The 13,762-nt window shown below is 54.6% G+C and carries 14 protein-coding genes; 7 read left to right on the top strand and 7 right to left on the bottom strand.

Annotated elements, in window-relative coordinates:
* Nucleotides 1-9: 9 nt before the first annotated feature.
* On the bottom strand, nt 10-3,108 hold the full coding sequence (locus GGE09_RS21810) for an ABC transporter transmembrane domain-containing protein (RefSeq protein WP_309748239.1): 3,099 nt from the start codon (nt 3,106-3,108) through the stop codon (nt 10-12).
* 112 nt (nt 3,109-3,220) lie between these two features.
* Nucleotides 3,221-4,297 carry a cell division protein ZapE gene (gene zapE, locus GGE09_RS21805; RefSeq protein WP_309748237.1) on the bottom strand — a complete coding sequence of 359 codons (1,077 nt, stop codon included), beginning with the start codon at nt 4,295-4,297 and terminating at the stop codon, nt 3,221-3,223.
* An 89-nt stretch (nt 4,298-4,386) separates the two neighbouring features.
* Between zapE and GGE09_RS21800 the strand changes: the two genes are divergently transcribed.
* Complete coding sequence (locus tag GGE09_RS21800) at nt 4,387-5,631, top strand: MFS transporter (RefSeq protein ID WP_309748236.1); 1,245 nt, start codon at nt 4,387-4,389, stop codon at nt 5,629-5,631.
* Between the two features lie 120 nt (nt 5,632-5,751).
* Here GGE09_RS21800 and GGE09_RS21795 read toward each other — a convergent pair whose 3' ends face one another.
* On the bottom strand, nt 5,752-6,660 hold the full coding sequence (locus GGE09_RS21795) for a rhodanese-related sulfurtransferase (protein ID WP_309748278.1): 909 nt from the start codon (nt 6,658-6,660) through the stop codon (nt 5,752-5,754).
* Nucleotides 6,661-6,762: 102 nt separating this feature from the next.
* Here GGE09_RS21795 and pncA point away from each other — a divergent pair, with 102 nt between their 5' ends.
* Both pncA and pncB read left to right on the top strand, forming a co-directional pair.
* On the top strand, nt 6,763-7,371 hold the full coding sequence (gene pncA, locus GGE09_RS21790; protein ID WP_309748235.1) for a bifunctional nicotinamidase/pyrazinamidase: 609 nt from the start codon (nt 6,763-6,765) through the stop codon (nt 7,369-7,371).
* A gap of 79 nt (nt 7,372-7,450) precedes the next feature.
* The gene (gene pncB, locus GGE09_RS21785) at nt 7,451-8,743 is read left to right on the top strand and encodes a nicotinate phosphoribosyltransferase (protein WP_309748234.1); all 1,293 of its coding nucleotides are present in this window, start codon (nt 7,451-7,453) and stop codon (nt 8,741-8,743) included.
* A 90-nt stretch (nt 8,744-8,833) separates the two neighbouring features.
* Here the strand turns inward: pncB and arfB are convergent, their stop codons facing one another.
* Nucleotides 8,834-9,247 (bottom strand): alternative ribosome rescue aminoacyl-tRNA hydrolase ArfB, encoded by a 414-nt coding sequence (arfB, locus tag GGE09_RS21780; RefSeq protein ID WP_309748233.1) that lies wholly within the window; start codon nt 9,245-9,247, stop codon nt 8,834-8,836.
* A gap of 151 nt (nt 9,248-9,398) precedes the next feature.
* Here arfB and GGE09_RS21775 point away from each other — a divergent pair, with 151 nt between their 5' ends.
* Nucleotides 9,399-9,746: a hypothetical protein gene (locus GGE09_RS21775; RefSeq protein WP_309748232.1), complete on the top strand. Its 348-nt coding sequence runs from the start codon at nt 9,399-9,401 to the stop codon at nt 9,744-9,746.
* Nucleotides 9,747-9,824: 78 nt separating this feature from the next.
* Here the strand turns inward: GGE09_RS21775 and GGE09_RS21770 are convergent, their stop codons facing one another.
* Entirely contained in the window at nt 9,825-10,067 is a 243-nt protein-coding gene (locus GGE09_RS21770; protein WP_309748230.1) for a hypothetical protein, read from the bottom strand.
* A gap of 216 nt (nt 10,068-10,283) precedes the next feature.
* Here GGE09_RS21770 and GGE09_RS21765 point away from each other — a divergent pair, with 216 nt between their 5' ends.
* Complete coding sequence (locus GGE09_RS21765; protein ID WP_309748229.1) at nt 10,284-10,748, top strand: sigma-70 family RNA polymerase sigma factor; 465 nt, start codon at nt 10,284-10,286, stop codon at nt 10,746-10,748.
* 360 nt (nt 10,749-11,108) lie between these two features.
* On the opposite strand, the gene GGE09_RS21760 is transcribed toward GGE09_RS21765, so the two are convergent.
* Nucleotides 11,109-11,705, bottom strand: a complete 597-nt coding sequence (locus tag GGE09_RS21760; protein WP_405048574.1) for a queuosine precursor transporter — start codon at nt 11,703-11,705, stop codon at nt 11,109-11,111.
* Between the two features lie 226 nt (nt 11,706-11,931).
* On the opposite strand from GGE09_RS21760, the gene GGE09_RS21755 reads away from it, so the two are divergent.
* Nucleotides 11,932-12,594 carry a DUF2268 domain-containing putative Zn-dependent protease gene (locus GGE09_RS21755; protein ID WP_309748226.1) on the top strand — a complete coding sequence of 221 codons (663 nt, stop codon included), beginning with the start codon at nt 11,932-11,934 and terminating at the stop codon, nt 12,592-12,594.
* Here GGE09_RS21755 and GGE09_RS21750 read toward each other — a convergent pair.
* A complete protein-coding gene (locus tag GGE09_RS21750) occupies nt 12,576-13,070 on the bottom strand; it encodes an anthrone oxygenase family protein (protein ID WP_309748225.1) in 495 nt (164 codons plus the stop codon). The two genes, GGE09_RS21755 and GGE09_RS21750, sit on opposite strands and share 19 nt — an antisense overlap.
* An 84-nt stretch (nt 13,071-13,154) precedes the next feature.
* Between GGE09_RS21750 and GGE09_RS21745 the strand changes: the two genes are divergently transcribed.
* Nucleotides 13,155-13,760, top strand: coding sequence for a TetR/AcrR family transcriptional regulator (locus GGE09_RS21745; protein ID WP_309748223.1), 606 nt, complete (start codon nt 13,155-13,157; stop codon nt 13,758-13,760).
* Nucleotides 13,761-13,762 lie beyond the last annotated feature (2 nt).

Raw genomic sequence — 13,762 nt, 5'->3', positions numbered from 1 at the left:
GGTTGACGGCTATTTCAACAGTGTCTTGTCCAACTCGGTAAAATCGACGCCCTTTTCAATGGCAAATTCCCGAATAGCCTTTGCCCCTTCAGCCGCGCCCGTCAGATGGCTGGCGACGGTTTTCAGCAGGCTGGTGGCCACTTTGGCGTCATTTTCAATCACCGCCAGCAGTTCGGCCGCACCGATCCGCAGAAATACGGAATCCTCGATAGCGATCAAATCCATTGCGCGATCCTCATTCATAATAACGGCCAAATCCCCGATCAAACGGCCCGGTTTGATCTCGGTAATCAGGCGTTCTTGCTCGCCGAAAATCGTCCAATACAGCCCCGCCAAACCTTTGATACACAGATAGGCCGCATCGGCGGGCTGGTCGCGGCGAAAGATCACCTGCCCTGCCTTCGCCTTGTACCAGTTGCCGCTAAACGCAAGTAATCGTTGTTGTTTCAGGTCCAGATTGGCAAACAGTTCCGCCTGCGCCACCGCGCGCAACTTGCGGTTCAAATCCTGACGGGCGTTTTCATCGGCAGGTTCATCAGCCCGCGTCACACCATCAATCCGCCCGTCAACGATTTCCACATAAAGGTCGTATGAATCAGGATTGGAAAAATGACTTTCGATGAAAATCTTGGTGGTGTCGGGCATCAAAACCCCAATCCGTTCGCGCATCTGCGCCCGCTTGGCCGAGCCGTGACTGGCCAGCGCATTGCCAAGGATTAACACATCAGGTTTTTTCATCCCCGCACGGCTAAACGCAATCCGCTCGCGGAAGACGGCGGGCAGATTTGCCCCCCCGGGGCCTGTTACCAGATCATAGATCGACTGCGCCGCAAGCCGGCGCAAGCCATGCTCGTTCAGCACCTCAACCACCACGTCTTCGACCAACCTTTCCCGTGCGCCTGCCATGCTGGACACACGCCCGAAAATCGCATTGCCCAGAACGGACATGACCGGAATATATTGGTCCGGATTGATGGTTTCGAACAAACCATCCAACTCTGCCACCAAATGCTCGGCGTTTTTCATGCGGATTTCCAGCACCCGCTGCTTGAAACTCTCGCTAAAGGCAGGGCCGATCTGTTCGGCGGAAAAGGCGAAGGGCACCGTCAGCATCAGCGCGAAATCTTCGGGGCGCAGACCGCCATTGCCCACCTCACGCCGCTTGATGGTGACAGCGCGCAGCTTGCGGTACAGATCTTCGTCCATGTTCAAACGGCGGAACAACGGGTGATCCGTGCCATCCTCACCAAAGGTGGCCGCGACCCCTTCGACCAGACTGGCCGACATTTCCGCGACTTCCTCGACGATGTGTTCCTTTTCCAGAATGCTGACAAACTTGCGCTGCTGGGACAGGTTTTCCTGTGTCAGCGTGCGGGTCGGCATGGCGTATAACAAGTTGCTGCCAAGCGGCGTCACGGGGTTAAATTTTTCGGGATCATAGCGGAAGACCACATCGTCCACCCCTGCCTCTGTCAGACGACGGGCGATTTCAGAGCGCAGTTTGACGATTTGATCCGCCAGTTCTTTCGAAGTGCCGGGCTCCAATCGGTGCCGCAACGCGCGACGGACCATGAATTCATCAATGCCCATCGCCTCGCCCAGCTGGAACCACCACTCGCGGATGTCGTCTTCGGTCTTCAACCCCGCCAAAGACGGGTCCAGCCAATCCGCCCCCAGCGGATCATCACTGCTGCCCGCACGGCGGGCCTCTTCCTGCCAGAGTTGCATGTCCAGTGGCACGTCATCTTCGATAAAAGGTTTCTGCTTGAAGGCCATCAGCAGATTATCCCCCATAGTGCCCTGAAATATCTGAGGGGTGGCATTGGCATAACCGATGCGATTGGCCAGAGCAGACTGGTGCAATTCGTTCAAATCGTGCCCTGCAATCCGCACATGCCCACGGGACGGGATCACTTCACGGGTCAGAATATCGGCAAAAGCCAGCGCAGCGGCCTCGTTTGAGGTTTTAATCGCCACCCGCGCACCTTTGGGAATAGACAATGAAATGTCTTCCAGAACCATATCGCCGTCTTCATTGCGCACGGTCACATCCTGTATTTCGATATCGCCACTTAGACTGGGGATGCTGTCCGGCTCCCCCTGAAACAGGGCATCATCCACCAGCGTTTTGGGGGCAAACCGCTCGGTCACCACCTCCCAGCGCAGGCTCATGTCTTGGGTCTGATTGTAATAATCCAGCAGTTCCTTCCACGGCGAGGACAGGTCTTTATAGGCCGCCAAAGCCGCCACCAAAGCCCCTACGGTGATCTGCCCGTTGATCGCCAGATAACCGCCAACCGAATAGAAAAAGAACGGGGTCAATTGATTGATGAAGTTGTTCAGGAACTTCATAAAAAATTTCTTTTGGTAAATCTCAAAGCGGATATTAAACAGCCGCCCCAATCGGTCTGAAAACTGGGCCGCGCGATACCGCAAACCGCCGTTGGTGCGAATATCACTAACCCCGGCCGCAGTTTCTCCGATGTCAGACGAAAGGCGGCGCACCTCTTGGATCCGGGCCTTGTTCAGCAGGTTGATCTGCCGTTGCAAACGCGGAATAAGCCAGGCCTGCAAAGGGATCAACGCCACTGACGCCAACCCGAACCAGAAACTTTGCGCAAACAAAAACGTCAGAATGGTAAGCATCTGCCCTGCCTGAAACACTGGCTGGGACAGCATATCCCCCATCAACCCGCCCATAGGCTCCGCCTCGGAGGTGACCATAGACACCAGTTCCCCCTGACTGGTCTGACGGAAATAGGGGCGGGGAAAGCGCATCATCCGCGTTAACAATTGAAAGCGGAACCGCCGCAACATCCGCTCGGCCAAAACGCCCTTCATGGTGTTGATCCGCATCTTCAGCAAACCATTGGCCAGCACAGCCAGCAGGAACCCCAAACACAGGGTCATCAAAAACTGCGTCTGTGTCAGCGTCACACCAAAATAGGTAATATCCGCGCCACTGCCCCCGATGGCGTCATTGATGATCCGTTTTGGCAGTTCCAAACTGACGTAGAGTATCGGAAATGTTAGCAACGTCACCGCCAACAAGATCAACTGGCTGCGTTTTGAATATTTCCAGATATATTGGAAGAGGGTTTTTTCCATACATGGGGTCCTTGTGCAGCACCAGCTGGCAGCACGGCGGGAATTGGTCCCACGCGCAAATTATGGTCTCAATCTAAGTCATCAAAGCCGTGGGACAAGCAAACAGTTGAAATCAGTTTGCGTCTTGTCCCCAATCCGCGCTCATCATCTCGCGCAGGCGGCTGGCGGTGCGTTCGAACTCAAACGCGCCTTCCCCTTCTTCATACAGCTTTTCCGGCTCGGCCGCGGCGCTGACAATCAGCTTTGTGCCTGCCTCGTACAGTGCATCCACCAGTGTCACAAACCGCTTCGCCTCATTGTTATTTGCGCGGCTGAGGCGGGGAATATCCTTTAGGATCAGCACACGGATCGCCCCGACAATGGCCAGATAATCGCCCGGTCCAAGCGGTTGACCACACAGATCCCGAAACGTGGCCATCGCGACGCCATTGTGAAACGCAGGCAGGCGGATTTCGCGGGATTTATGGTGCAAAATCAACGGCTGGGCCTTGCCCCCTGCCACATCGGTCCAGACCCGCTGAATCGCCATTTCCGCCGCATTGTCGATGGGGGTGAAATAGGTTTTATGGCCCTGCAAACGGTTCTGGCGGTGGTCGGTTTCACTGTCCAGATTATAGACATTCATGCGCTGTTTGATCAGCTCGATAAACGGCAGGAACAGATTGCGGTTCAACCCGTTTTTATACAGATCATCAGGGTGACGGTTGGACGTTGTGACAATAACAACTCCGGCTTCAAACAGCTTTTCAAACAGGCGCCCCACAATCATCGCATCGGTGATATCGGTTATCTGCATTTCATCAAAACACAGCACTTTTGCCGCAGAGATAACCTCCGCCGCCACAGGATCTATAGCATCTTCAACGCCCCGTTTACGGGCCTCATGCATCAGCCCGTGGATTTCCTGCATAAAGGCATGAAAATGCACGCGACGTTTTTTGGGCTCGGGGAGGGTTTCAAAGAACAGGTCCATCATCATGGATTTGCCCCGTCCGACACCGCCATACAGATACAACCCTTTCACAGGCGCGGGCGCTTTACCAAACAACCCCCGCAACCCCTTTTTAGGCGCAGCTTGCAAGCTGTCAGACACGGCTTCAAACAACTTGAGCACTGCCAACTGGGCTGGATCACGGTGTAAAACACCACTGGCGACACGCTGTTCATAAATATCTGTGATGCTGCTCATAACAATTCTGCCCTTGCGCAGGTGGCTCAATTTTGGTCTTCCCTCCCCTAACAAGCCATTGCAAGCTGCGCAACGCAGTACGGAATCCCATGAAACAACAGTCTCAGCCGCTTTTCACACCCATCCTGATCGCAGGATGCCTGATCCTGATGACCGGATTTTCCCTGCGCGCCAGCTTTGGCGTGTTTCAAATCCCTATTGCGTCAGAATTTGGCTGGCTGCGGTCTGAATTTTCCATGGCCATCGCCATCCAGAACCTTGCATGGGGCATCGGCCAACCGATCTTCGGCGCCATTGCGGAAAAATTCGGCGATCGGAGGGCGATTTTCCTTGGCGTTTTATGTTATGCGGCGGGGTTATTGCTTAGCAGTACCGCCACCACACCCGGCGCCCATCAACTTTATGAAATCATCGTCGGATTTGGCATTGCAGGCACCGGCTTTGGCGTGATCCTTGCCGTGATCGGACGCGCTGCCAGCGATGAGAACCGCTCGCTGACCCTTGGGATCGGCACCGCGGCTGGCTCCATGGGCCAAGTCATCGGCCCCCCCCTCGCCGCGATTTTGCTGGCCTATATGAACTGGTCGCAGGTGTTTATCGTCTTTGCGGGCATCATCATGCTGGTGCTGTTCCTGCTGCCTATGCTGCGCGCCCCCGTGGTCGCCAGTACCGACGAGCTGGAAGAAACCATGTCGCAAATCCTGCGCAAGGCCTTTAAAGATCCGTCTTACACGCTGATTTTCCTCGGGTTCTTTTCCTGCGGCTTTCAACTTGCCTTTATCACCGCCCATTTCCCCGCCTTCGTAACCGAAATGTGTGGCCCCATTGCCCAAGACAGCCTGCTGGCAGGAATGGGCATTTCATCCGCCTCGGCGCTTGGGGCGATTTCGATCGGCGTGATCGGTCTGGCCAATATCATCGGCACAATTACGGCGGGCCTGTTGGGTAAGAAGATGACCAAGAAATACCTTCTGACCTATATTTACATCGGCCGCACAGCCCTTGCCGCGTGGTTTATCCTGACCCCGATGACACCGCTGACAGTTCTTTTGTTCAGCTTTCTAATGGGGTTGATGTGGCTGGCCACTGTGCCCCTTACCTCTGGTCTGGTGGGGCATATTTACGGCATGCGCTATATGGGCACGCTTTATGGCATCATCTTCCTAAGCCACCAATTGGGCGGCTTTCTGGGGGTGTGGCTCGGTGGCGCATTGTATGACCTTTATGGCAATTACAATGTTGTATGGTGGGTCGGCGTCGGCGTCGGCGCGTTTTCTGCGATCGTCCACCTGCCAGTGAAAGAAATCCCGCTGGGCCAACGCACAGCGGCTTAAGGCAGAAATGAGTATTTAGGGAACATTGAAGCCTGACGGGACCGCGTGTCTTGTCGGGCTTTTTTTGTTTTTCAAATATCCAGTCTGTGCGCGCAGCACGCATAGGCGTTTCTGGGGGAATTACGACCCGATATGCTGCTTGCCGCGTTTTTCGGCCAGCGCCACTTGTTTCTGGCGTTCGCGGAAGCGGACTTTGCGGTCTTCGGAATGGCTGTCGATGCACTGATGACAGGACACGCCTTTTTCAAATTCCGGGCGGTCAAAATCTGCGGGGGCAAGGGGCATGCGGCAAGCGTAGCACAGTTCGTATTTGCCTTCTTCCAGTCCGTGTTTCACCGAGACACGGCTGTCAAAGACGAAACATTCGCCGTTCCATGTGCTCTCAGCCTCGGGCACATTTTCAAGGTATTTCAGGATGCCGCCCTTCAGGTGATAGACGTCCTCTACCCCTTCGCCCAGCAGGAAGTTGGTGGATTTTTCACAGCGGATGCCACCTGTGCAGAACATGGCGACTTTCTTATTGTGAAAACGGTCTTTGTTTTCATCCCACCACGCAGGAAATTCGCCGAAAGATTTGGTTTGCGGGTCAATTGCGCCGTCAAAGGTGCCGATGGCCACCTCATAATCATTGCGGGTGTCGATCACCACAACATCGTCGCGGGTGATCAGGTCGTTCCAATCTGCCGCTTCGACATAGTTGCCTACGTTGGCTGTCGGGTCCACATGGGGCTGGCCCATGGTGACAATCTCTTTCTTCAGCTTCACCTTCATGCGCAGGAACGGCATTTCAGCCGCGAAGCTTTCTTTGTGTTCAAAGTCGCTGCATCCCGGCATTGCGCGGATATGGGCCAAGGCTGCATCAATCCCAGCGCGCGGGCCGGCGATGGTGCCGTTGATGCCTTCAAAGGCCAGCAGAAGGGAGCCTTTGACCCCGCCTGCATCGCAGACAGCCTGAAGCGGCGCTTGCAAGGCGGTGTGATCCTCAAAGCGGGTGAAATGGTACAAGGCTGCGACAACAAAGTTTGACATGGCGCGCATATAAACCCGCGCAGGATAAAATTCCAGTGGCAAAGCAGCGCGGTTGACGCGGGCGGCGCGGCCCCACATAAATTCACCAACCAAGGAGTGCCCATGACCCACGCCACCAACACTGCGCTTATCATCATCGACGTCCAGAATGATTTCTGCCCGGGCGGAAATCTGGCCGTGGAAAACGGCGACCAGATCGTTGAACGTATAAACACGCTGCAAGACGACTATGCTATTACGGTTCTCACACAAGACTGGCATCCGTCGAACCACACGTCTTTTGCCGACAATCACGATGACGCAGAGCCGTTTTCGCAGGTGGATATGGCTTATGGCCCGCAGGTGCTGTGGCCGCGCCATTGTGTTATCGGCACGGCGGGGGCGGCGTTCAAAAGCGGCTTGAACACGGATCATGCGGATCTGATCATCCGCAAGGGGTACAACCCTGATATCGACAGCTATTCCGCGTTTTTTGAAAACGACCACAAGACCCAAACCGGGCTAGAGGGGTATCTGCGCGAACGGGGTGTCACCAAACTGGTGATGGTCGGTCTGGCCACTGATTTCTGTGTACGGTTTTCAGCGGTGGATGCGATCAAACTGGGCTTTCAGGTTACCGTGATCCAAGACGCCTGCCGTGCCATTGATCTGGACGGTTCACTGGCTGCCGCCTTGGAAGAGATGTCCAGCCTTGGGGTTCTGTTGAAGTAACGCCATTGACCGCTGTGCCCTACTGGACAAGCTGGCAAACCCCTGTTCTAACAGCATTTGCACAACCGGAGCCCTGATCATGGTCGATATCGCCACCCGAGTTTATAACCACAAATGGAAGATCGACCCGATTGTGCGGTCTTTGATCGACACGGATTTTTACAAACTGCTGATGTGCCAGTCGGTGTTTCGGAACAAACCCGATGCACAAGTGACGTTTAGCCTGATCAATCGCACCAAATCCTTTCGGCTGGCCGATATTGTGGACGAAGGCGTGCTGCGCGAGCAATTGGACCATGTGCGCTCGTTAAGTTTGTCACGGGGCGAAAGCACCTGGCTGCGGGGCAATATGTTTTACGGCAAACGCCAGATGTTCCGCTCTGATTTTATGGAGTGGTTCGAAAAGCTGCGCCTGCCCGCCTATCATCTGGAAAAAATAGACGGCCAGTATGAACTGACCTTTGAAGGCTCTTGGCCCGAGGTGATGTTGTGGGAGATTTCCGCCCTGTCGATCCTGATGGAACTGCGCTCTCGGGCGGTGCTAAAGGGCATGGGCAAGTTCGAATTGCAGGTACTTTATGCCCGCGCCATGACGAAACTTTGGGAAAAAATCGGTCGCTTGCGCGAAGTGGAAAACCTGAACGTGGCGGATTTCGGCACGCGGCGGCGGCACTCCTTCATGTGGCAGGACTGGTGTGTGCAGGCCATGCACGAAGGGCTGGGCGACCGGTTCAACGGCACATCAAACTGCCTGATCGCCATGCGCCGCGAGGTCGAGGCCATCGGCACCAACGCCCATGAACTGCCCATGGTCTATTCCGCGCTGGCCGACAGCGACGCGGAACTGGCCAAAGCCCCCTATCAAGTGCTGGAGGACTGGCAGGAAGAACACGACAGCAACCTGTTGATCATGCTGCCTGACACTTATGGCACCAAAGGCTTCCTTGAGCGTGCCCCTGAATGGCTGGACAAATGGACCGGCATCCGCATCGACAGCGGTGATCCGGCGGCGGGTGCGGAAATTGCCATCAACTGGTGGAAATCCCGTGGCCAAGACCCGCGCAAAAAGCTGGTGATCTTTTCGGACGGGCTGGATGATCGCAAAATTATCGAACTGGCCAACCAGTTCAATGGCCGGGTGCGGATCGGTTTTGGCTGGGGCACCATGCTGACCAATGATTTCCGCGGGCTGGTTCCAAATGACGCTTTAGCCCCGTTTTCATTGGTGTGCAAAGCCGTATCAGCCAACGGGCGCCCGACGGTTAAACTGTCAGACAACCCGCGCAAGGCGATGGGGCCAGCGGATGAAATCGAACGCTACAAGCGGGTGTTTGAAGTGGGTGAACAGAAACCGATCGAAGTGGTTGTTTAGGGGTTTTGACCTGAAGCAGCGTTGTTTTTCAGGTATTTTACCGACAAAGAAAACTGGGGTGCTGCGTTAAACCACCTTGGGTGGGACGGACTAGTCTTCGACCTTGCCGCGTAGTTTCTTGACTTCTCCCCGTTGTTTCTTACCTTCTAGCCTACGGCGTTTGCTGCCCAATGTGGGGCGGGTTTTGATACGGCGCTTAGGAACCTCCAGCGCTTTTTTGATCAGCTCCACGAGTTTTTCGCGGGCGTTTTCGCGGTTCATCAACTGGCTGCGGTGGGATTCTGCGGTGATGATAACCGCGCCGTCTTTGGTCCAGCGCCGCCCTGCAAGGCGTTTCAGGCGGGATTTTACGGCGGGAGGCAGGTTCGGGGATCGCTCTGCTTCAAAGCGCAACTCAACGGCGGAAGACACTTTGTTGACGTGCTGACCACCCGGACCAGAAGAGCGATGAAAGCTCTCGGTCAGCTCCCAATCTTCTATTTCGATGGTGTCACTGATGCGCATCTGATGTCTGACCTCTTATAAGTGCTACGCATGAGCGCCGCTTTGGTTCCATGAACTCCTATCACCTTATTGATAATAAGCGTGTTTTGTCACAACCGCAAACAGACCCTAAGTGTAAGGCATCGCAATACGGAAACGAAAGGAACGAGATATGAAACTGTTAATCTCAACAACAGCAGCAACCGCACTTATGGCATCTATGGCAATGGCGCAGGTCGCTGATAACCAACGCTATGACGCAGTTACCCCTGAGACCACGTTGAACGATAACGGTATGAAACTGGACGACAACGCCCGTTACGATTCAGTTACGCCAGATGAAAAACTGAATGACAATGCAATGACTGCGGATTCAAACGCACGCTACGAAGCCTTGACCGAAGACAAGACGGACAGGCAGAATGTGTCGCGCAATTCGGGCACAGAATATGAAAACCTGAAAAGCCGCACCGGCGAAAACATGACGCGGTCTGAATATCTAAGAGACACTTTGCGCTAAAGCAAAGACACTAAAAACTTAAGGGCCGGTCTTTCCAGACCGGCCCTTTTTTATTCGCTATTGGTTTTTCACCCAAACTTAATCAGCTGCAAGCACACCGCCATCTTCAGTAGCAGTTGCGTATTCAGCTGGATCGATCAGGCCGTCTTCGTTGGCGTCGATTTCTGTGAATACGGCTGGATCAACTTCAGCATGGCCCGCTGTGAACTCTTCTACGCTTAGAACGCCATCGGCATTTGTGTCCATTTCGGACATTTCAGAGGCGTGCGCAAAAGATGCAGTTGCAAGGATTGCGGCGAAAGTCAGTGTCAGGTTACGCATTGTAAACTCCTGTTCGAGTGTATCGAGGGACGCAGATTGCGCCCTCTGTCTACAAAGACGAAATCGGGGGTGATTTTATTCCAAGGCCGGTTTTCCAGCGGCAGTTTCCCGCCATAAGAAAGAGGCGGAAATTGGCCATACGCAACTTCCCACCTAACGCTCGTTCAGAAAATAAGCATAGGTTCCGTGCTGTAACCAATCAATCGGAGCCTTCGCATGAACCGCGATAAACTATTCGACCATCTGGAAGATCTTTTGATCTATGCCCACCATCTGACCCGCAATCGGGATCAGGCAGAGGATTTGGTGCAAGACGTTGTTATTCATGTCCTAAGCCGTGACACCTGCCTGTCCGAAGTGGAACATCCGCGCCGCTATATGGCGGTGATCCTGCGCAATCTGTTTCTGGATCAAACCCGCAAGAAAGGCCGCGCACCTGCTGTTGTCCCGTTGGATGACCATGATCCAGAGGATGAAAATGCCGATGCATTTTCATCTTTGGCCTGCGCGCAAACCCTGGCGGCCATCGGACGATTGCCCGAGGAATACCGCACCGTAATGCGGCTGCGGGTGGACGCAGGCCTGTCCTATTCGGATATGGCGGATCAGCTGAATTTGCCCATCGGCACCGTCATGTCCCGCATGAGCCGCGCACGGTCCAGACTGCGGGAATACTTGTAAGCAAAACCACAGGATTTGGGGGTCAGACTTTGAAGCTGGCGAAAAAAATCCGCCTTTAAAAATGGAAAGAGCCCTGCCGAAGCACGGGCAGGGCTCTCCTCGAGAGTTGGAGGTGGCAAGCAAGATTGGAAAATCTTGAAACCAGATGTGTGGATAGAAGGGCTGCCCTCTAAACGCTCACCTCGCTTTTAACCTTAACCAGTTGCTCCTGTTTCCCAATAATCATTGGCACCTCCTTTCTGATTGTTTCACGTCAGGGTAGATTTACCCCACACCAGAAAGGTGGCACGACTTTTCTAAAACACAAAGCGTTTTTTTGCCGTTTACCCCAGATTTTGTGGTTAACAGGTTAGAGCCTGCCTAAATCTTGGCCTGACTGCGCCCTAACATGGCAACAATGTAACGGAATGGTATCAATGCAATCAACGCAAGTGCCAGTTTGACCATCCAATCCGCAAAACCCAGACTCACCCAAAGCGGAAAGATCGGCCCGACACCAAGCATCGGCAGCAAATCACCGGCCCAAGACACATCATTGGACGGCTCGATAAAGCTTAGACGCGCGGAAAAGGCGATGCTGAAGAACAGGATCGTATCCAGAGATGAGCCGATCAGGGTAGAAGCCAGCGGCGCACGCCACCAGGCGCCGTCGCGCAGTTTGTTAAATACAAACACATCCACCAGTTGGGCCACCAGAAAGGCGATGCCCGATCCGATTGCGATGCGCAGCGTCACCAAAGGGCCGAACTCCCCGATGATCTGGGTGCCAATAAAGGAACACAGCAGACCAACCGCAAACCCTGCCAGAACCACTTTGCGGGCCGCTTTGACCCCATAGATGCGGTTTGTCAGGTCGGTGACCAGAAACGCCAATGGATAGGTGAATGCCCCCCAGGTCAGCCAGTTGCCAAACAGGAATTGCACAAGAATATTAGAAGCGACAACAACTGCCGCCATGGCGATTACGCCAAGGATAAGACCACGAGACACATTTTTCTCCGTTTTGAAAAGGTAGCGGACACTTTTGCCCCTTTATTGGGGCTGGCGGGGGATACCGCTTTGAAGGCGACTTGGCAAGCAGACTATTGGGAAAGGAATTAAGGCAATTTTGGGGCAGCCCGCCCTTGGCAGAGTCGCTGTATCCGTTATGATGGGGCCAGTAACACAAGGTTAAGGACATAAGGTGGGCAATTGGACCTTACATTGGCTGGATGCCACGGGCGATCTCAGCGCGTGGAAAGACCGGATCACCGGACAGATCAATGACGCCTATCACGCCATGTCCCCTTTTGTGCGCCCTTCGGAAATGGATGTCCTGATTGAGCGGGGCAATGAAACCGTGGTGCCGGAAACGGGCATGTCTGCAAATGTGACGCGCGCCAACCTCGCCACGTTGATTTTCGACCCTTATAACGAAAATTTCACACGGACCCTGACCTCAGGTCTGGTGCAGCGCCAGATGGTCAACACCGCCCACCGCGCCATGCGCGCTGCGGGGCCGGGCTATGGGTTTACTCTTGGCGGCGCCATGGTCAGCGAGGGTCTGGCTGGGCAATTTGTGCGGCTGGTGTTTGACAGCCCGCTTGAACCCTGGGACTGCGCCTTTGACGATGACCAATTGTCCGCACAATGGCCCGACCAGCGTTCGATGATGTCCCCGAAATTCGACCACGGCGAATGGTTTTCCGGCTCGGGCACCCGCCCGCGTTGGCTCGGGTATACAATGGGCACGCGCATTGTGGAAAACTGGCTGCTAAGCGGTGCCGACCTTAGCCCCGAACGGTTGATCAGCGTGCCCGCTCCGAAAGTGTTGAACGCGGTCGCGGTTCAATCCTTGGTATCATAAAGCGCCAACGTGATCGGGATCATAGCCAGTAAACACACCAGCATCCGCACTGTGTTCAGCGGCGTCCAGTCGCGGGAATAGGTCTGCCAGACCTGATCGGCCCCCTGCCCCAACGCACGGGCATCCACCAGCGCCAGGGCCTCGTTCATCGGAATATGATAGCCGACCGTCAGGGCAAAACCGCCCACTAGATAGATCAGCGCCGCCGCCCCAAGATAAATCGCGGATCGTTTGGCCCCCACCCAAAACCCAAGCGCTGCAAAACCCACGGCAAAGACCGGCGTCAGGAAGAACGGCACAAAGAACACCGCATTGCGCACCGCGCGGTTGATACCCTGCATGGACTCAATCGCGGCAATTGCGTTGGTCTGATCCAAGCCCGGCATGGTGACAAAAGAAAACGAGAAAAAGAACCCCGCCAATGTGCCCATCAACAGCAGCACAAACAGAATGCCTGCGCGTAACAACATGATCATCCCAAATCCTTTCTGTACAAAACTTTACGGATTGCCTAATTTCGTACATTTCTTTACGATACCTGTCAAGCGCAGGAGCATTTTATGGAAACCGACAAGCAAAAACACCGCCGCGAACGGATCGAAGACGCGGCCTATGCCGTATTGCAAGAAAAGGGATATAAAGGGGCGTCCATGCTTGATATTGCCAAGCGGGCGGGATGCTCCAATGAAACTTTGTATCGCTGGTATGGCAATAAACAAACCCTGTTCGCCAGCCTTGTGACCGCAAATGCGGCCGCCGTTAAAGCACAAATAGAACAATCAATTCAAACAGATGGCGACACGATCGAAGAACTTCGCCTGCTGGGGCCGCAACTGCTGGATCTGGTCACCAGTCGCAGGGCCATTGCCCTGAACCGCGCAGCGGCGGGGGATGTCTATCACACAGGCACCCTTGGTCCTGCAATCGCGCAAGGGGGCAAAGACACCATCGCACCCTTGGTCGGAAAGCTGATTGCCAGCGGGATGGAACGGCAAATGCTGCAACGCAGCGATCCTGCGGAAATCGCAGCAATTTTCATTGCGCTGCTTATCGGAGACACCCAAATCCAGCGCGTCATCGGTGTGATTCCCGAATTAACCGACGCCCAAAAAGAAGACCGCGCAGACAGGGCCTGCGCGGTCATTCAAAAACTTTATGGCGTCTAGGT

The organism is Roseobacter sp. N2S (genome assembly GCF_031454055.1).
In the GTDB taxonomy this organism is placed as follows: domain Bacteria; phylum Pseudomonadota; class Alphaproteobacteria; order Rhodobacterales; family Rhodobacteraceae; genus Amylibacter.
This window is presented reverse-complemented; position numbering and strand designations above follow the sequence as displayed.

What these genes read in the sequence shown, in the direction of transcription:
- GGE09_RS21810 (WP_309748239.1), bottom strand. Translation starts at nt 3,108, where the DNA reads ATGGAAAAAACCCTCTTCCAATATATCTGGAAATATTCAAAACGCAGC.
- zapE (WP_309748237.1), bottom strand. Translation starts at nt 4,297, where the DNA reads ATGAGCAGCATCACAGATATTTATGAACAGCGTGTCGCCAGTGGTGTT.
- GGE09_RS21800 (WP_309748236.1), top strand. Translation starts at nt 4,387, where the DNA reads ATGAAACAACAGTCTCAGCCGCTTTTCACACCCATCCTGATCGCAGGA.
- GGE09_RS21795 (WP_309748278.1), bottom strand. Translation starts at nt 6,660, where the DNA reads ATGTCAAACTTTGTTGTCGCAGCCTTGTACCATTTCACCCGCTTTGAG.
- pncA (WP_309748235.1), top strand. Translation starts at nt 6,763, where the DNA reads ATGACCCACGCCACCAACACTGCGCTTATCATCATCGACGTCCAGAAT.
- pncB (WP_309748234.1), top strand. Translation starts at nt 7,451, where the DNA reads ATGGTCGATATCGCCACCCGAGTTTATAACCACAAATGGAAGATCGAC.
- arfB (WP_309748233.1), bottom strand. Translation starts at nt 9,247, where the DNA reads ATGCGCATCAGTGACACCATCGAAATAGAAGATTGGGAGCTGACCGAG.
- GGE09_RS21775 (WP_309748232.1), top strand. Translation starts at nt 9,399, where the DNA reads ATGAAACTGTTAATCTCAACAACAGCAGCAACCGCACTTATGGCATCT.
- GGE09_RS21770 (WP_309748230.1), bottom strand. Translation starts at nt 10,067, where the DNA reads ATGCGTAACCTGACACTGACTTTCGCCGCAATCCTTGCAACTGCATCT.
- GGE09_RS21765 (WP_309748229.1), top strand. Translation starts at nt 10,284, where the DNA reads ATGAACCGCGATAAACTATTCGACCATCTGGAAGATCTTTTGATCTAT.
- GGE09_RS21760 (WP_405048574.1), bottom strand. Translation starts at nt 11,705, where the DNA reads ATGGCGGCAGTTGTTGTCGCTTCTAATATTCTTGTGCAATTCCTGTTT.
- GGE09_RS21750 (WP_309748225.1), bottom strand. Translation starts at nt 13,070, where the DNA reads ATGATCATGTTGTTACGCGCAGGCATTCTGTTTGTGCTGCTGTTGATG.
- GGE09_RS21745 (WP_309748223.1), top strand. Translation starts at nt 13,155, where the DNA reads ATGGAAACCGACAAGCAAAAACACCGCCGCGAACGGATCGAAGACGCG.